Raw genomic sequence first — 16923 nt, forward strand, 5'->3', positions numbered from 1 at the left:
GCGGTTCTTCCCCTCTCAGAGGTACTTCCAGGAGCGGATCACGCTGAGCGAGCCGCTCGTGTCCCACCACACGTCCACGCGGTTGGCGGCGAAGGCGACCTGGACGACGCCCTGCTCGTCGCCGGGCTCGGAGATCAGCCCGGCGCGCCAGGCCGCGCCGTCGTAGGCCCAGAGCGCGGCGGGGCCGCCGGCAACGTAGTGGTCCAGGACGAGGTAGTGGGTCGTGGCGTTGCCGCCGGTTCCGGCGGGGGCGGCGCCGGGGGTGGGCTGCTTCGCCGCGGCGGCGCCGGGCTGGGGCGGGGCGGAGGGCTGGGTGGACGACGACGGCGCGGCGGCGAGGGCGTCCGAGGCGGCCTCGAGCTGGTCGATGACGGCCTGGGTGGGGGTGTGCATGGCGGGCTCCTAAGGGGGGCGGGTGGGTGCGAGAGGCGCGGGCGGGTGCGAGAGGCGAAGGCGGGCGCGAGGGAGGTGCGCGGTCAGTGCGGCGAGGACCAGGCCCTCGCGGTGACGAGCCCTGCGGCATCCCACCAGACGTCCACCGCATCCGCGGCGAACAGGTCCTGGGCGATGCCCACGAGTTCGGACTGCCCGATGGTGCGGCCGCGCCAGGCGCCGCCGACGTACGCCCACAGCGCGCCGTCCTGGCTCGGGGTCCAGGTGTCCACCACGAGGTACTGGGCGCGCCCGGATCCGAGGCCCACCGTGACCGGGACCGAGGCGGAGGCGATGCCGTTGGCCACCACGCTGAGCTCGTAGGGCCCGAACTCGAGGTCGTTGGGCACGGCGAACTCGGTGGAGACGGCCTCGCTGCCCGTGGCGACGGCCATGGTCGAGTGGTGGGCCGTGCGCAGGTACCGCACCGTGCCGGAGTACGTCCCAACGAGCCGCACGAGGGGGTAGTTGGTGGCCATCTGCGCGTCGTCGCCGTAGCCCACGGCTTGGGAGAGGCCGTTGAACTGGGTCCCGATGAGGGTGTAGGTGCCGTCGATGCCGAGGCTCGTGGGCACCGAGGTGATGGCAGGCGCCCAGGTCGCCTCTCCCCCCGGGTCGGGCTGGTACGCGTAGAGCGCAGCCGTCTGGGCGCCGTAGAGCACCTCGCCCGTCGGAAGCAGGAGCATGCGGCCCTGGTAGATGACCTGGTCGGCGTTCGGCGGGTCGGCGACGCGGGTGAGGGCCGCGCCGTCGAACTCGAAGAACATCGTGGGGGTGGGCCAGTCCCCCGCCGCGTCGCCGGCCGGTCCGGCCGTGCAGAGCACGCGCCCGTTGGGCAGCAGCGCTGCGGGCGCGTCCTTCGCCTTGAGCAGGCGCCCCTGGGCGTCCGCCGGGAAGTCCGGGCCCGCGGCCCACGAGCCCGTCCCGGTGGCGTCTCCCGACGGCGTGTAGAGGGCAGTGTGGCCGGTTGCCCCGGCACAGAACACCCGCCCGTCCGGCATGAGTAGCGCGGGGCCGATCTCGATCGAGGACGCCTGCACGAGCTCGACCGGCGTGGAGCCGGCGCTGATCCACGCTCCGGTGGACGGGATGTACCGCTCGGCATGGGGGTGGTCCGCGCAGCTGACGGTCACCACGGAGCCGTCCGGGAGCAGCGTCCATGACTCCTCGTTGGAGCGCGCGGCCATGGTGCCCGTGGCGGTCCAGGTGTTGGTGCCGGGGTCGTAGACGGCGGTGCGGCCGTCGCTGAGATTGCCCGCGAGCAGGCGCCCGTCGGCGAGCAGGCACGCGGCCGCGTCGCCGAGGTGGCCCCACCCGGGGTTGCCGATGCTCGTCCACGTGTCGGCGACGGGGTCGTAGACCTCGGCGGTGTCCGTGTCCGCGCCGGCGTCGCTGTACTCTCCGCCGGCGACGAGGACGCGCCCGTCGCGGAGCACGGCGGAGGCGTAGTAGAGGCGCGAGCTGTGCATGTCGGCGAGCTGGGTCCACGTCCCGTCGACGTAGCTGCCGGTGTCATCGGGCGTCAGCCGCCACCAGCTCCGTGAGCCTCCCGACTGGCACATGACGGTGCCGTCGGTGAGGAGGAGCATGGTCCCGATCGGGAAGGCCGGCTGGTGCGCGAGAGCTGCCCATGTTCCCATGGATGCCCTTTCGCAGGGGCGGCCGCGGCCGCCCGGCTGAATGGGGAACCGCAATGCGTGCGGCGACGCCGTGGGGCCGGCCTGAAGGCCCTGCCCCGGGCGGAGCGGCTGGCGCCCGCCCGTCCCGGAGTGGGGCGGACGGGCTGCCGGCTGGGTGCGTCGGCCGCGATGCTGGGGGGTTCTCCGGGCCGACCGGTTAATTTGTAACTCGATTTTATTAATAGGGCCCGGGGCCGTCAAGACCTTCGCGACGAAGGCCCTCGCCGCCGGCGCGCGCCTGCTGGGCCCGACTGGCTGGGGGTCAGCGCGGGGGCAGGAGGACGGTCAGCTCCTGGGCGGCCTCGTGCAGGGGCGGGAGGTAGTCGAGGAGCTTCTCCCGGCTCACGCGGTACGCGGGGGCCGCGACGGACAGCGCCGCCACGGTGAGGCCGTCCGGGTTGCGGACGGGGACGCCGATGGCCCGAATGCCGGCCTCGTGCTCCTCGTCGGCGATCGCATAGCCCTGGGCGGCGACGGACTCGATCTCCTTCCGGAACTGCTCCCGGTCCACCATGGTGTGGGGCGTGTAGGCCGTGAGCTCGAGGGTCTCGACGAGCTCGCTGCGGACGGGTTCGGCGGCGAAGGCGATGAGCACCTTGCCCATCGAGGTGCAGTGCAGCGGTCCGCGGCGCCCAGGCTCCCCGCTGACGCTCACCGAGTGGCTGCCCTGCACGTGGTGCACATAGAGCTGGTGGTGGCCGTCGATGACCGACATGAGCGCGCTCTCGGCCGTCTGGTCGGCGAGCCGCCGGAGCACGGGAAGGGCGGACCCTGCGAACCCGTGGCGGTGGGCGACCCGGCTGGCGAGGGAGAAGGTCTGCAGCCCGAGGCTGTAGCGCCGGCTGACCTCGTCGACGCACGCGTAGCCGTCGCGCACGAGGGCGGCAGCGAGGCGGTGGGCCGTGCTCAGGGGGAACCCGGCCCTCCTGGCGACCTCGGAGAGGGATGCCCCGTCGGGATAGTCGCCGAGCAGGCTGAGGAGCAGCAGGGCCTTCCCGACCATGTCCGGAGGAGTCTGGGTCATGGCCCCAGTATGCCAGAACCATTCCACGATATGGGAGCATCTGCCGGTTGGAGGAATTTGTTGCGTCCAACCCCTTGTGCAGGACCCCGGAAGGGAGCAGACTAACTTCCAAGTGGCGATAAGCCCTTCCATCATATGGAACATCACAGTGAGGTGATCTCATGTCCGACCAGTCGGCAACACATCCCGGACTGGCCCGCGCGGCCGCAGCTTCTCCGGGCCGGGCACGCTGGGCCCGGCTGCTCCCCATCGCGTTCGTCACCTACTCCCTGGCGTACCTCGACCGGTCGAACTACTCGATCGGCGTCGCCGGCGGCATGAAGGGCGATCTGCATCTGGACGCGGGGGTCTCGGCCCTGCTGGGCGCCCTCTTCTTCCTCGGCTACTTCCTGTTCCAGGTGCCCGCGGGCATCTACGCGGAGCGGCGCAGCGCCCGCACCCTGATCTTCTGGAGCCTGATCGCCTGGGGCATCCTCGCCTCGCTGCAGGGCGTCGTCTCCTCCGTCCCGTGGCTCATGGTGGTGCGCTTCCTCCTCGGCGTCGTCGAGGCCGCCGTCCTGCCCGCCATGGTGATCTTCCTGAGCCACTGGTTCACGAAGGCCGAGCGCGGGCGGGCCAACACCTATCTGATCCTCGGCAACCCGGTCACCGTCCTGTGGCTGACCGCGGTGTCCGGCTACCTCGTCGAGGCGACCTCGTGGCGGTGGATGTTCATCATCGAGGGCGTTCCGGCCATCATCTGGGCCTTCGTCTTCCGGGCGCTCGTCTCCGACCACCCGCACGAGGCGGGCTGGCTCAGCCCGGCCGAGCGCGGCTACGTCGAGGACGCCCTGGACGCCGAGCAGCGCTCGATGACCCCGGCGGCCTCGCTGTGGAGCGCGCTGCGGTCGCGCAACGTCGTGATCCTGTCCGTGCAGTACTTCCTGTGGAGCCTCGGCGTCTACGGCTTCGTCTTCTGGCTGCCCTCGATCGTCAAGGCGGCGAGCGGAGCGGGCATCGGCATGACCGGCCTCATCTCCGCGATCCCGTACGTGTTCGCGGTGCTGCTCATGGTGGTCAACAGCCGGTTCTCGGACCTGTCCGGCCACCGCAACCGCTACGTCTGGCCGTGGCTCGCGCTCAGCGCCGTGGCCTTCTACGGCTCCTACCTCCTCGGGACGAAGAACTTCTGGGCCGCGTTCGTGCTCCTCGTGATCGCCGGCGCCGCGATGTACGCCCCGTACGGGCCGTTCTTCGCCGCGATCCCCGAGCTGATGCCCCGCGACGTCGCCGGCCCGGCGATCGCGCTCGTGAACTCCCTCGGCGCGCTGGGCGGCTTCGTCGGCTCCTACTTCGTGGGCTGGCTCGACGGCGCCACGGGTTCGAGCAGCGCGTCCTTCCTGCTCATGGCGGTAAGCCTCGCGGGCTCCGCGGTGCTGATCCCGTTCGTCCGGCCCCGCGCCGCCGCCCTGTCCGGCTCCACGCTGCGCACCTCGGAGTCCTGACGTGCGGGTGTGCAGGATTGCCCACGCCGACGGCACGGACTACGCGAGCTGGGAGGGCGAGGAGTTCGCGGTGCTGGACGACCCCTTCGCGCACCGGCCGCGGCACACCGGGGCCCGCGTCCCGGCGGCCGGCGCGCGCCTGCTCGCCCCGGTCGAGCCCCGCACCGTGGTCGGCATGGCGCACAACACGGGCGTGGCGGACAGGGCCCTCCCGCCGGCCGCGTTCCTGAAGGCCGCGCGCACCGTCGTCGGGCCCGGTGCCGCGCTGCGGCTGCCGGACGACGCCGGCCGGACCGTCGCCGAGGGCGAGCTCGCCCTCGTGATCGGCCGGGAGACCTCCGGGGTGCGGGCCTCGGACCTGCGCTCCTGCGTCCTGGGCTTCACGGTGGCCAACGACGTCACCGACCGCCGCGCCCAGGGCGAGGACCCGCTCTGGACCGCGGCGAAGAGCCGGCACACCTTCACCCCCGTCGGGCCGTGGATCGAGACGGACCTCGATCCGGAGGACCTCCCGGTCACCATGACGGTCAACGGCGCCGAGGCCAGCCGGGCCTCCACCGCGGGCCTCGCCCGCAACCCGGACGAGATCCTCGCCTACCTGGCCCGGCTCATGCCCCTCGGCCCGGGCGACCTCGTCCTCACGGGGGCCCCGGGACGCGACGTTCCGCTCACGCCCGGGGACTCGGTGTCCGTGCGCATCGACGGGCTGGGCGAGCTCGGCAACCCGGTCCAGGCGTGGGCGGGTCGGCAGGAGGCGGCGGCATGAGCGGGGCCCTGGACGCGGTCACGTTCGGCGAGGCCATGGCGATGTTCATGGCCTGCGAGCCCGGCCCCCTGCACGCGGTGAGCACCTTCGAGCGCGGGCTGGCCGGCGCGGAGACCAACGTCGCCGTCGGGCTCGCCCGGCTCGGGCACCGTTCCGGCTGGATCGGGCGCGTGGGGGCGGATCCCTTCGGCACCTACGCCCTGGAGACCCTCCGGGCCGAGGGCGTGGACACGCGCGCGGCGAGCGTCGACGGGACCGCCCCCACCGGCTTCCAGCTCAAGGGCCTGGCGCTCGGGGGCGACCCGGAGGTGCGGTACTTCCGTGCGGGCTCGGCCGGCAGCCGGCTCGCCTCGACGGAGGACACGGACGAGGCGATCGCCTCGGCCCGGCACCTCCACCTCACCGGCATCCCGCTCGCGCTCTCGGCCAGCACCCGCGCCTTCGCCCTGCGCGCCCTCGAAATCGCCCGCGCCCACGGCGCGACCGTCTCGTTCGACCCGAACATCAGGCCCACCCTGTGGACGAGCGAGGCGGAGCTCATCGACACGACGAACGCGATCGCGGCCAGGGCCGACTGGGTCCTGCCGGGACGGTCTGAGGGGCGGCTCCTCACGGGCCGGGACAGCGCCGACGGCATCGCCGACTTCTACCTCGGCCTCGGGGCCTCGCGCGTGGCCGTCAAGGACGGCGCCGCCGGAGCGTCCCTCCATGCCGCAGGCCACCGGTGGGACCATGCGGGCTTCCGGGTCAGCGTGGTCGACACCGTCGGGGCGGGCGACGGGTTCGCCGCGGGGCTCATCAGCGCCTACCTCGACGGGCTCGACGACGCCTCCGCCCTCGAGCGCGCGAGCGCCGTCGGCGCCCTCGCCACGACCCACCGCGGCGACCGCGACGGCCTGCCCACCCGGGAGCAGCTTTCCGCCTTCACCGCCGGCGCCACCCTGGCACCGGCTCCCTGACCCCTCAAGGAGGACTCCCCGTGGAGCTCCAGATAGCACTCGACCGCATCCCCCGTGCGCGGGCCCTCGCGCTCGCGCGCGCCCTGGCCCCCTCCGCGGACGTCATCGAGGTGGGCACCTCGCTCATCAAGGCCCACGGCATGGAGCTGGTCCGCGAGATCGCCGCGGCCGCGGGGCCCACCCCCGTCCTGGCGGACCTCAAGACGGCCGACGACGCGGCGACCGAGTTCCGCATGGCCTTCGAGGCCGGCGCGCGGGCGGCGACCGTCCTCGCCGTCGCCCATGACGCGACCCTCGAGAAGGCCATCCGGACCGCGCAGGACCATGGTGCGGAGACGGTCGTCGACCTCATGGCGACGACCGAGGAGCGGCGCGCCCGGCTCGCCGCGGATCTGCCCGACGAGGTCGTCCTGGCCGCGCACGTCGCCAAGGACGTCCAGGCCGCGCACGCCGGCCCGGCGAGCCTCCTCGGTGCGTGGGCCGCGGGACGCAGGCTCGCCCTCGCCGGCGGCCTCGGCGCGGACGACCTGCCGGCCCTCGCGGCCATCCCGCGCCTCCGCGTGATCGTGGGCGGGGCCGTCACCGGCGCGCCCGACCCCCTGGCCGCCGCGGAGCAGCTCCGCGAGCGCCTGGACAGCTCCGACGAAAGGACCCGCAGTGGCCGATGACCCCCTGACCACGATCGCCCGAGAGCTGGAGCCGGTGCTCGCGCGGATCGACCGGGACGAGCTCGAGGGGACGGTGCGCGCGCTCGAGGAGGCGCCGCGCGTCTTCGTCACCGGGGAGGGCCGCTCGGGCCTCATGGCCAAGGCCTTCGCGATGCGCCTCATGCACCTCGGCCTGACCTCCTACGTGGTCGGCGAGACCACCACTCCGGCGGTGGGCCCCGGAGACCTCCTCGTCGCCGTCTCGGGATCGGGCACCACGGGCCACACCGTGCAGATCGCCCAGTCCGCCGCGGGCGCCGGGGCGCGGGTGCACGCCGTGACCTCGGACCCGGACTCGCCGCTCGGGCGGCTGGGCTCCGCGCGGCTCGTCCTCCCCGCCGCCACCAAGCACCGCCGTCCCGGCGAGCCGCCGAGCATCCAGCCGCTCTCGAGCCTGTTCGACCAGGCCACGCACCTGACGCTGGATGCGGTGTGCCTGATCCTCGCCGAACGGCGGCAGGTCGACAACGCGGCCGCCAAGGCAGCGCACGCCAATACCGAGTAGGGGCGAGCGGAGGTCAGGCGCCGGTCGCGCGCGAGCCGGCCCACCCGCCGTCGGCCGCCTCGAGCCCCTCGACAAGCTCGAGGCCGCGGCGCGCCCAGGCGATCTCCGAGCGCGCGCGGTCCACGAGGCCCTCGTAGGTGAAGCGCTTGAACGCGACCGTGCGCTCGCGCGCCCCGGGCTCCGTCACGGCGAGCCGCCGGGCGAGCATGGGGTTCGCGACCGCGTCGATGCGCCGGAGCTCGCCCTCCCACTGGGCCAGCTCGCCCTCCCACTGGCTGATGTGGGCGCGGAAGAACTCGCGCGCCGCCGCGGGGGTCGCGGCCTCGAGGTAGGCGGCGCGCAGGTGGGCGGGGTCGCGGACCCGCGCGTACTCGAGCGGGGTCCCCATCCAGTCGAGGAAGGCGCGCTCCCCCGCGGGGGTGACGTGGTAGACCCGCCGGGTGGCGCGCTGGCCCCGCGGCTGCTCCTCGCCCTCGATGAGGCCCTCGGCCTCCATCTTGCGCAGCTCGGGGTAGATCTGGGAGTCGGGGGCATGCCACACGTGGCCCACCGAGAGGGAGAACTGCTTCTGCAGGTCATAGCCCGAGAGCGGGCCGACCCGGAGCAGGGCGAGCAGCGCAAACCTCAGGCTCATGCGACCTCCTTGAGAGACGGACTCGGCACGGGGCGGCGGAGCGCCCCGTGCCGAATTCCCAACCTAGGCCGTCTGGTAGTTGGTGCGCCACCCGCCGTGGTACTCCGTGCGGGCCACGGTGGAGTACGGGACGGGGCTGACCACGGCGCGGACCTCGATCTGCTCGTGGGGCTCGACGGCGGCCTTCCGGCTTCCGCCGTCCGGCTCGCCCCAGACCACCTTGATCTCGGCGCCCTCCGGGACGTTCGGGTCCACGGTCGCGAGCGAGAGCGCGCGGCGCTCGTTGGCGCTGTACCCGGTGAACATCGAGAACCCGACCACGTTGCCGTCGGCGTCCACCACCGAGTCGTAGTTGGCGGAGCCGTAGTTGGCCAGCGGCAGGTCGAAGAACTTGTACTGGGGGCCGTCCACGTCGAAGAGCGAGCCGAAGATCTTGGTCATGTCCTCGGCGTTCCAGGCGAGGGTGACCTTGCGCCGCTGGGTGGCCGGGTCCATCTTCTCGAGCGCGTCGCGGCCGATGAAGTCGTGGTCGAACTTCACGAACGAGCCGTAGCCGAGCTCCCAGGGGGTGAGGTAGTAGTCCTCGATGCTGTCCGAGACGAACGAGCCGGCCAGCGTGCCCGTGGCCTCGTAGCCGTCGGCCGGGAGCCACTCGCGGTAGCCGCGCTCGGCCTCGCCGGTGTAGATGGCCGGAAGCGGCGAGGGGATCCAGCCCGACTCGAGCGTGTTCGAGGGGTAGGCGCGCGAGCCCACGGGCACGAGCCCGAACTCGGCGCCGGCCTCGACGATCGCGTTCATGATGCGGTCGTGGTCCGCGTAGGGGCCCCAGACCTCGAGGCCGGGAGCGCCGGCCATGCCGTGGCGGAGCGTGCGGACCGTCGTGCCGTCGATCGTCATGGTGGACATGTTGAAGAACTTCAGCTGCTCGACGGGGCCGCCGTTGAGCTTCTCGATCACGGCCCACGCGTTGGGGCCCTGGATCTGGAAGCGGTAGTACTGGCGCGAGACGGCGTGGCCGTACGGGCGGGAGGGCGAGCGCCGGTCGGCGGTGATGTCCAGGTTGGCGTAGCCGCCCGTCTCGCCCTGGTACAGGAGCCAGTTCGTGACCGGCGCGCGCCCGACGTAGACGTACTCGTCCTCGGCCTCGCGGAAGAGGATGCCGTCGCCGATCACGTGGCCCGAGGCCGTGGTGGGCACGTACTGCTTGGCCTTGTCCACCGGGAAGTTCGCGGTGGAGTTGATGGCGGTCGCGGTGATGAGCTTGATCGCGTCCGAGCCCTTGAGGAACAGGTTGTCCATGTGGTGCGACTGGTCGTAGAGCACGGCCGTCTCGCGCCAGGCCTTCTGCTCCTTGATCCAGTTCTGGAAGTCCGCCGGGACCACCGGGTAGATGTAGGAGCCGATCTGGGAGTTGCGCAGCAGGTCGACGGCGCCGTTCGACGCGTCGAGGACTTCCTGCAGATTCTTCGGTGCCACGGTGAACCTCTTTCTATGCGGGAGGGGTCTGGGGATGGGTCAGAAGACGATGGTCTGGTTGCCGTGCCGGATCACGCGGTCCTCGGCGTGCCACTGCACGGCGCGGGAGAGCACGGCGCGCTCCACGTAGGCGCCGCGGGCCTGGAGATCTGCCGCGGTGTGGGCGTGCGTGGCGCGGGCGACGTCCTGCTCGATGATCGGGCCCTCGTCGAGGTCCTTGGTCACGTAGTGGGCCGTGGCGCCGATGAGCTTCACCCCGCGCTCCTTGGCCTTGCGGTAGGGCGCGGCGCCGATGAACGCGGGCAGGAACGAGTGGTGGATGTTGATCAGCGGGACTCCGACCCGGTCGAGGAAGTCGGCGGAGATGATCTGCATGTAGCGGGCGAGGACCACGAAGTCCACGTTGCCGGCCAGCAGCCTGAGGATCTCCTCCTCGGCGGCGGTCTTGTCCGGGCCGGCGGAGGGGACGTGGAAGAACGGGATGCCGAACGAGCGCACGTCCTCGGCGGTGTTGGTGTGGTTCGAGATCACCATGGGGATCGTCACGGGCAGCTCGCCGCGCCGGTGCCGCCACAGGAGCTCGAGGAGGCAGTGGTCCGAGGTCGAGGCCATAATCGCCATCCGCTTGGGCACGGACAGGTCCGTGAGCGTCCACTGCATGCCCAGCGGGCCGAGCGTCGCCGCGAGGTCCCCCTCGATCTCGGGCATCGCCACCGCGAGGTCGGGCCGGATGAACTCGACCCGCTGGAAGAAGTCCCCGCCCGTGGGGTCAGTCGAGTACTGGTCGAGGGTGACGATGTTGCCCTGGTTGCGGGTCACGAGCGCCGCGACGGCCGCCACGATCCCGGGCTTGTCGGGGCCGTGCACGATCAGGCACGCCCTGTCCTTCCGCGCTTCGGTGTGCACTGCCACGGCGCGGCCTAGGACCGTTCGGCGGTGAAGGTGCGGACCCAGTCGGCGGTCGCCTTCAGGCCGCCGAACGTGTAGAAGTGCAGCCCGACCTTGCCGGGGATGCCCGGGTGCGGCCAGGCGTCCGTGAGCGCGGAGGCGAGGTCGTCGACGAAGTGCTCCGGGCCGGCCTCGCCGAGCAGGTTCGTGAGCGAGAAGCCGTACTTCTTCACGATCATGGCGTTGGCGCCCACCCCGAAGCGCCGGGCGAAGCCCAGGAGTCGCTTGATGCCGGCGGGCCCAGGGGTGCCCACGCGGATGGGGGCCTCGATGCCCTTGGCCCGCACGCCTGCGATCCACTCGGCCACCGGCTGTGTGTCGAAGGCGAACTGGGTGAGGATGACGGCGCCCAGGCCTTGGTCCTTCAGCGCCGCGGCCTTGTCCTCGAGGGCCCGTGCGAGGGTCTCCTTCGAGATGTCGGGGTGGCCCTCGGGATAGCCGCCGATGCCGACCTCGCGCACGCCGTACTGCTGGAGCACGCCGCTGGAGATCACGGCCAGGGAGTCCTCGTAGGGGCCCTCCGGCGCGGCCGGGTCGCCGCCGACGGCGAAGAGGTGCTCAGTCGCGCCGACCTCCTGCAGGCGGCCGAGGAACTCCTCGAGCTCGCCCTGCGACTTCAGGCGCCGGGCGGAGATGTGCGGGACGGGAGTGAACCCGTTCTCCCGGACGGCCCGGGCGGCCGCCACCCGCATCTCGAGGTCCTCGTTGCCGAGGAAGGTGATGTTGATCCGCGTCCCGGCGGGGATGTGGTCCTTGGCCTCGAGCAGGCCGGGCACGTCCTTGCCGGTCATCTCGAGCGAGAAGTTGTCGATCAGCTGCAGTGATGCTTCGCGGTTCACTGCGGGTGCGCTCTTTGCCACGTTCCGGCTCCTTTCGGCGCGGGCGCCACGTTGCGTCCTCCCTCGAATCTAACTATCTCCATAGGGAATGTCTATAGGTATCTGGTCCGGGCTTCTCCTGATGGCGAGACGGCCCGCGGCAGTCCCCGGGCACCGCAGCAGAGAGGGCCGGAGGACGCGCCCCGCCGCGGTCGGCGGCGGCGCCCTCCGGCCCCCTGGGTCCGCGGTGGCTGCTAGCCGGCCGCGAGGGCGTCCGGATCGAGGTGGGCCACAGAACGGGTGTCCTGGAAGGCGCGCACTCCCTCGATTCCCTGCTCGCGGCCCATCCCGGACTGCTTCATGCCGCCGAACGGGGCGCGCAGGTCGAGCCGGGTGGCGCCGTGGTCGTTGACCCACACGTAGCCGCACACGAGCTGGCGGGCGATCCGGTCCGCATGGGCCGCGTCCGCGGACCAGACGGATCCGCACAGCCCGGCCCAGGTGCCGTTCGCGGCGCGGACCGCCTCCTCCTCCGTGTCGAAGGGCAGGATCGGGATGACCGGGCCGAACTGCTCGTGGGTGACGACGCGCAGCGCCGGGTCGGGGTCGATCACGAGTGCGGGGCGCAGGAAGTTGCCGCCGGCCAGCTCGGGGTCCGTGGGCAGCGTCCCGAACTCGCGGACGTCGGCGCCGGAGGCCTTGGCCTCCTCGATCAGCTCGGCTACGAACGCCTTCTGCACGGGCGAGTGCAGCGGCCCCATGGTGGTGCCCTCGTCGAGGCCGTAGCCGATCACGGCCTTCTCGAGCCGGGCGGCGAGGCCCGCGACCACCTCGTCCATCCGCGAGCGGTGCACATAGACGCGCTTGGCGTTCATGCAGATCTGCCCGGTCGTGTCGAAGATGGCCGCGTAGAGGCGGTCCAGCTCGGCATCGTCCAGGGTCGCGTCCTCGAGGATCACGGCCGGGTCATTGCCGCCGAGCTCGAGCGTGACCCGGGTGAGGGACCCCGAGGCCATCTCCATGATCTTCTTGCCGCCCCCGACGCTGCCGGTGAAGCAGACCTTGGCGATGTCCGGGCTCGTGATGAGCGCGGACATGTCCGCGTCCTTGCCGGTGACCACGTTGAGCACGCCCGGCGGGAGCTTCTCCGCGATGCGCTGGACCACCCGGGTGGTGGCGAGCGGGGTGGTGGGCGGAGGCTTGACGATCGCGGTGTTGCCGGCGAGGAGCGCGTGCGGCAGGGACGCGCCCAGGATCGCGATCGGCCAGTTGAACGGCACGATCACGGTGACGACCCCGAGCGGCTGGTACGCGACCGTCGTCGTCACCGGGATGCCGGGCGCGGGCGCGAGGACGGTCGCGGCGTCGACCTGGTCGGCGAGCGCGAGGGCGAGGTTCCAGCGGATCTCGAAGACGAGGGAGTCCACCCAGGCCTCGAGCCGGATCTTGCCGTTCTCCTGGGACAGGATCGCGGCGTCCTCGTCCCGGGCCTCGGCGATGCCCTCGATCGCGGCGCGCATGCGCTCGGCCCGCTCGGCCGCACCGAGCGCGCTCCACGCCGGGAAGGCGCCCTTGGCGGCGGCGATGGCGTCGTCGACGTCGGCCGCGCTCGCGGCGGCCGCGTGGCCGACGACGGTCCCCGGCTTCCCGGGGTCCGCCACCTCGAGCGTCGCGGCGGCCTGGCGTTCGGCGCCGCCGATGTACAGGCCCGTGGTGACGGGCGCCGCCGGGGCTGACGTGTCCAGTGTCTCAGTCATGGTCTCCACACTCCTTCGTGCGGTTTGGTGGGTACTTCTAGGGTGTCACTGCCGGACCACCGGCGTCCCGTGCGTGTGGAACGTCTCGATGGTCTTCATCCCCCACGCCTGGCCCTTCTTCCGCTCTTCCTGGCTCCACTCGACCACGGGCGAGTCCGGGTCGAGCAGGAGGCGGGCGCCGGCGTTGGCGAACTCGATGCGGTTCCCGCCCGGCTCCCAGACGTAGAGGAAGAAGGTCTGGTTGATCGCGTGCTTGTGCGGGCCGGACTCGATGTGGATGCCGTTCTCGAGGAAGATGTCGGCGGCCTTGAGGATGTCCTCGCGGGTGTCCGGGGCGAAGGCGAGGTGGTGGAGCCGGTTGCCGTGCTTGAGCCAGTCGTCGGAGTACACGATGTCGTAGGACTTGTTGTTGAAGTGGAACCACCAGGCCGCGTAGCCGCCGTCGTCGAGCCTGATCCGCTCGGACTCGCGCCCGCGCAGCGCCTTCGCGACGAACTCGCCGTTCGCCACCACGTCCTTGGCGAGGTAGTTGATGTGGTCCAGGCGCCGGGCGTTGACGCCGTGTCCGGGGAACCGCGAGGCCTGGTTCTTCAGGGCCGGCCTGTCGTCCGTGGCCTCGTAGCGCTCGGTGTCGTAGTAGATCCCCATCTCGTGCCCGTCGGGGTCGCGGAACGCATAGGTCCGCCCCGTGCCGACCTCGCCGTCCTCCCACCCGATGCCCAGGCCCATCTCCTCGATCGCCGCCACGCGCCGCTCGAGCGCCTCGGCACTCGTGGTGCGGAAGGTGGTGCGGCCCACGCCCGCGTCGTCGGACGCGGTGAGCTTGATCGTGTAGAGCTGGTACTCGTCCCACGTGCGCAGGTAGACAGAGTCCCCCGCCTCGGCCACGACCCGCATCGCGAGCAGGTCCTGGAAGAACCACAGGCTCTTCTCGAACGTCGGGGTGAGGAGCTCGACGTTGCCCAGGTGGGCCACGTCGAACGAGGTGTAGTCGGTCATTGCTGTCCTCTTTCGTGCTGCGGGCGCGTGGTGGTCCTAGAGGCGGGGGCGGGGGAAGACGCGCCCGTCGAAGATCTTCCGGGCCGTGCGCAGGGCGGCGGAGCGGACGACGGCGAGCCCTCCGGCGGCGGTCCCCTCGCCGGCGGCCGCGTCGGCGGCGCCGCTGCCCGCAGCCTCGATGGGCGCGAGCGCCACGTCGACGTCGAAGTGGCCCGTGGGGTGCTCGATCCGGAAGGGCGCGCCCTCCTCGGGCAGGACGGCGAGGGCGTGGCCCACGGAGCCGGGCGCGAGCAAGCCCGCGGCGGCGGTGAGGGCGCCGAGGACGCCGATCGAGGTGTGCACGCGCACGGGGAGGAAGCTGCGGGTGGACACCGCTCCCCCGGCGCGGGGCTCGGAGAGGAGGACGAGCTTGGGCACCGTCGTGCCGCTGACGTCCCCCATGCCCATGAGCTCGGCCGCGGCGGCCCTGATCTTTGCGAGCCTGGCGGCGAGCTCGGCGTCGGCCTCGAGGTCCGCGGGTGCCTCGTCGCCGCGCACGCCGAGGTCCGCTGCGCGCATCAGGACGCTGGGCATGCCGTTGTCCACGCAGGTCACCTCGACCCCCTCGACCGTGTCGAGGACGCTGCCCGTGGGGAACAGCGCCCCGGTCGAGGAGCCGGCGGTGTCCTCGAAGTCGAGCGAGATCGCGCCGGCGGTGCCCGGCACGCCGTCGATCGCGAGGTCGCCGTCGTAGTCCACCGCGCCGCCCGGCGTCGCGAAGCGTGCCGTCGCGACGCTGTCGCTGTTGACCATGCGGATGCGCACCTCGGTGCGCTCGGGGCCTGCCGGGACGAGGCCGCGCTCCACGGCGAAGGGCCCGACCCCGGCCAGGAGGTTGCCGCAGTTCTGCCGGTCGGTCACGAAGGCCTCGTCGACGCCGAGTTGGAGGAAGAGGTAGTCGACGTCCGCCGGGCCGCCGGGGGCGCCGCCGTGATCTGGCGAGGGCGAGACGACGGCGACCTTGCTCGTGAGCGGGTGGGCGCCGCCGAGGCCGTCGATCTGCCGGGGATCCGGCGTGCCCATGATGCGCAGGAGCAGCTCGTCGCGGGCGGCGGGGTCCGCCGGCAGGTCGGAGGCGAGGAAGTACGCGCCCTTGGAGGTGCCCCCGCGCATCAGGAGGCACGGGATCCCGTCAGCCATCATCCCGTCAGGCATCATCCCGTCAGGCGTTGGCACGGTAGACGGTCCTCGCGAACTCGTGGTAGGGCGCCGGCGCCACGGTGGCCCGGATCCGGACCTGGCGGTGGTCGGCGTCGACCGAGGCCTTGCGGGAGATGGGGGCCTCGCCCCAGACCACCTCGACCTCGGCCCCGTCCGGGACGTCGGCGGCCACGGTGGCGAGGGACATGTACAGCTGGTCGTAGGCGACGTAGCCGGCGTCGGTGGAGATGCCCGCGCGCCGGCCGGCGTGGATGACCTCGTCCATCTGGAACAGGCCGTACCGGGCCTTGGGGAAGTCGAGGTACTTCGCCGGCGTGCCCGGCTCCAGCTGCGAGCGCACCACGGCGGCGACGTCCTCGGCGTCCCAGATCAGGGTGACCTTCCGGCGGCGCTGGTTCTCGGCGTGGCGCTCGAGGGCTTCGCGGCCGTGGAAGTCGTGGTCGAAGCGCACGGAGCGGCCCAGGCCGATGTCGTAGGGGGTCATGTAGTAGTCGTGCACATCCTCGGAGTACAGGGATCCGCCGATCGACCCCGCGCGGGCGGCCGGGAGCCAGGCACGGTACTCGGCGAAGTCGTCGTCGAAGATCGCCGGGAACGGGGTGGGCACCCAGCCGGATTCGAGCGGCGAGGCCGAGTAGGCCTTGGCTCCGACCCGGCGGATGCCGAACTCCTCCCCCGCCTCCGTGAGGGCGTTGAGCACGGTCTCGTGGTCCTCCCAGGGACCGTAGAACTCGAACCCGGGCTGGCCGGCCATGCCGTGGCGGAGGGCCTTGACCGGGCGCCCGGCGATCCGGACCTCGCCGATGTGGAAGAACTTGATCTCGGGGATGGGCCCGGCGAAGACCTTCTCCATCACCTCGTTGGCGCGCGGGCCCTGCAGCTCGTAGCGGTAGAAGGTGGGCGGTCCCTGGCGCATGTGGGAGTTCGCCTCGAGGCGGTGGTGCACGTCCTTGCCGGCGGCCGCCGCCTTCTCGACGTTGAAGCGCACCCAGTCGATGAGCAGGTGGTGGCCGATCAGCACGAGCCCCTCGGGCGCGTCCTCGTTGTAGAAGAGGATGCCGTCGCCGATGAGGTAGCCGTCCTGGTTGACCGCGATGAGCTGCTTGGCCACCCCGGGGCGGAAGCTGCCGAACGTGTTGGGCGAGATCGAGGACAGCAGCGGGATCAGGTCGGCCCCGCCGAGGAAGAGCTGGGTCATGTGGTGCGACTGGTCCATCAGGGCCACGGTCGTGTTCCACGCCCGCTGCTCGTCGCGCCAGTTCGTGAACTCGGGCGCCACGGGGAACGTGAAGGCGGGCCAGTCCTGGTTGCGCAGCAGCTCGACGGGGCTGCCCACGCGGGAGATCGCCTCCGCGAGGGACTCGGCGGCCTGCCCGGCGCCTGCCGGTGACTCTGCGCCTGCCAGTGATTCTGCGGTCATCGTCGACCCTTCCCTTCGCACGTGCCGGCCGGGCCCCGAACGAGGCTCCGGAGGGGTGTCCTGCCAGACAACCACGGCCCTAGCCTCCGGTCAAGGTATCGAATACATTATTGTC

At 72.1% G+C, this 16923-nt stretch carries 16 protein-coding genes; 5 read left to right on the plus strand and 11 right to left on the minus strand.

Annotated elements, in window-relative coordinates:
- Positions 1-15 precede the first annotated feature (15 nt).
- The 3 genes from ACVWWH_RS08820 to ACVWWH_RS08830 form a co-directional block, all read right to left on the minus strand.
- A complete protein-coding gene (locus ACVWWH_RS08820) occupies positions 16-393 on the minus strand; it encodes a hypothetical protein (RefSeq protein ID WP_066496774.1) in 378 nt (125 codons plus the stop codon).
- An 83-nt stretch (positions 394-476) separates the two neighbouring features.
- Positions 477-2072 carry a hypothetical protein gene (locus ACVWWH_RS08825; RefSeq protein WP_457316312.1) on the minus strand — a complete coding sequence of 532 codons (1596 nt, stop codon included), beginning with the start codon at positions 2070-2072 and terminating at the stop codon, positions 477-479.
- Positions 2073-2373: 301 nt separating this feature from the next.
- Positions 2374-3135 carry an IclR family transcriptional regulator gene (locus ACVWWH_RS08830; RefSeq protein ID WP_457316313.1) on the minus strand — a complete coding sequence of 254 codons (762 nt, stop codon included), beginning with the start codon at positions 3133-3135 and terminating at the stop codon, positions 2374-2376.
- A gap of 161 nt (positions 3136-3296) precedes the next feature.
- On the opposite strand from ACVWWH_RS08830, the gene ACVWWH_RS08835 reads away from it, so the two are divergent.
- From ACVWWH_RS08835 to hxlB, 5 genes are read left to right on the plus strand one after another with little or no spacing between them, the layout of a single operon-like run.
- Positions 3297-4619, plus strand: coding sequence for an MFS transporter (locus ACVWWH_RS08835; protein WP_457316314.1), 1323 nt, complete (start codon positions 3297-3299; stop codon positions 4617-4619).
- A 1-nt stretch (position 4620) separates the two neighbouring features.
- Positions 4621-5385, plus strand: a complete 765-nt coding sequence (locus tag ACVWWH_RS08840) for a fumarylacetoacetate hydrolase family protein (protein ID WP_457316315.1) — start codon at positions 4621-4623, stop codon at positions 5383-5385.
- The gene (locus ACVWWH_RS08845; RefSeq protein WP_457316316.1) at positions 5382-6344 is read left to right on the plus strand and encodes a sugar kinase; all 963 of its coding nucleotides are present in this window, start codon (positions 5382-5384) and stop codon (positions 6342-6344) included. Before ACVWWH_RS08840 ends, ACVWWH_RS08845 begins: the two co-directional genes overlap by 4 nt.
- A 20-nt stretch (positions 6345-6364) precedes the next feature.
- Entirely contained in the window at positions 6365-7012 is a 648-nt protein-coding gene (locus ACVWWH_RS08850; RefSeq protein WP_066496765.1) for an orotidine 5'-phosphate decarboxylase / HUMPS family protein, read from the plus strand.
- Positions 7002-7556, plus strand: a complete 555-nt coding sequence (hxlB, locus tag ACVWWH_RS08855) for a 6-phospho-3-hexuloisomerase (RefSeq protein WP_457316317.1) — start codon at positions 7002-7004, stop codon at positions 7554-7556. The genes ACVWWH_RS08850 and hxlB overlap by 11 nt, the downstream gene beginning before the upstream one ends.
- 13 nt (positions 7557-7569) lie before the next feature.
- Here the strand turns inward: hxlB and ACVWWH_RS08860 are convergent, their stop codons facing one another.
- The 8 genes from ACVWWH_RS08860 to ACVWWH_RS08895 all read right to left on the minus strand — a co-directional run bounded on the left by ACVWWH_RS08860 (position 7570) and on the right by ACVWWH_RS08895 (position 16808).
- On the minus strand, positions 7570-8190 hold the full coding sequence (locus ACVWWH_RS08860) for a PadR family transcriptional regulator (RefSeq protein ID WP_066496764.1): 621 nt from the start codon (positions 8188-8190) through the stop codon (positions 7570-7572).
- Between the two features lie 63 nt (positions 8191-8253).
- Positions 8254-9666 carry a vanillate/3-O-methylgallate O-demethylase gene (ligM, locus tag ACVWWH_RS08865; RefSeq protein WP_457316318.1) on the minus strand — a complete coding sequence of 471 codons (1413 nt, stop codon included), beginning with the start codon at positions 9664-9666 and terminating at the stop codon, positions 8254-8256.
- Between the two features lie 39 nt (positions 9667-9705).
- On the minus strand, positions 9706-10578 hold the full coding sequence (purU, locus tag ACVWWH_RS08870; protein WP_066496762.1) for a formyltetrahydrofolate deformylase: 873 nt from the start codon (positions 10576-10578) through the stop codon (positions 9706-9708).
- 8 nt (positions 10579-10586) lie between these two features.
- Positions 10587-11474: a methylenetetrahydrofolate reductase gene (locus ACVWWH_RS08875; protein WP_457316319.1), complete on the minus strand. Its 888-nt coding sequence runs from the start codon at positions 11472-11474 to the stop codon at positions 10587-10589.
- A 212-nt stretch (positions 11475-11686) separates the two neighbouring features.
- The gene (locus ACVWWH_RS08880) at positions 11687-13189 is read right to left on the minus strand and encodes an aldehyde dehydrogenase family protein (RefSeq protein WP_457316320.1); all 1503 of its coding nucleotides are present in this window, start codon (positions 13187-13189) and stop codon (positions 11687-11689) included.
- Positions 13190-13234: 45 nt separating this feature from the next.
- Positions 13235-14188, minus strand: a complete 954-nt coding sequence (locus ACVWWH_RS08885; protein ID WP_066496757.1) for a VOC family protein — start codon at positions 14186-14188, stop codon at positions 13235-13237.
- A 36-nt stretch (positions 14189-14224) separates the two neighbouring features.
- Positions 14225-15403 (minus strand): 4-oxalomesaconate tautomerase, encoded by a 1179-nt coding sequence (locus ACVWWH_RS08890; protein WP_457316321.1) that lies wholly within the window; start codon positions 15401-15403, stop codon positions 14225-14227.
- Positions 15390-16808: an aminomethyl transferase family protein gene (locus ACVWWH_RS08895; RefSeq protein ID WP_457316322.1), complete on the minus strand. Its 1419-nt coding sequence runs from the start codon at positions 16806-16808 to the stop codon at positions 15390-15392. The genes ACVWWH_RS08890 and ACVWWH_RS08895 overlap by 14 nt, the downstream gene beginning before the upstream one ends.
- Positions 16809-16923 lie beyond the last annotated feature (115 nt).

This window comes from Sinomonas sp. RB5, assembly GCF_054063535.1.

What these genes read in the sequence shown, in the direction of transcription:
- ACVWWH_RS08835 (WP_457316314.1), top strand. Translation starts at nt 3,297, where the DNA reads ATGTCCGACCAGTCGGCAACACATCCCGGACTGGCCCGCGCGGCCGCA.
- ACVWWH_RS08820 (WP_066496774.1), bottom strand. Translation starts at nt 393, where the DNA reads ATGCACACCCCCACCCAGGCCGTCATCGACCAGCTCGAGGCCGCCTCG.
- ACVWWH_RS08830 (WP_457316313.1), bottom strand. Translation starts at nt 3,135, where the DNA reads ATGACCCAGACTCCTCCGGACATGGTCGGGAAGGCCCTGCTGCTCCTC.
- ACVWWH_RS08895 (WP_457316322.1), bottom strand. Translation starts at nt 16,808, where the DNA reads ATGACCGCAGAATCACTGGCAGGCGCAGAGTCACCGGCAGGCGCCGGG.
- ACVWWH_RS08880 (WP_457316320.1), bottom strand. Translation starts at nt 13,189, where the DNA reads ATGACTGAGACACTGGACACGTCAGCCCCGGCGGCGCCCGTCACCACG.
- ACVWWH_RS08845 (WP_457316316.1), top strand. Translation starts at nt 5,382, where the DNA reads ATGAGCGGGGCCCTGGACGCGGTCACGTTCGGCGAGGCCATGGCGATG.
- ACVWWH_RS08825 (WP_457316312.1), bottom strand. Translation starts at nt 2,072, where the DNA reads ATGGGAACATGGGCAGCTCTCGCGCACCAGCCGGCCTTCCCGATCGGG.
- ACVWWH_RS08860 (WP_066496764.1), bottom strand. Translation starts at nt 8,190, where the DNA reads ATGAGCCTGAGGTTTGCGCTGCTCGCCCTGCTCCGGGTCGGCCCGCTC.
- ACVWWH_RS08885 (WP_066496757.1), bottom strand. Translation starts at nt 14,188, where the DNA reads ATGACCGACTACACCTCGTTCGACGTGGCCCACCTGGGCAACGTCGAG.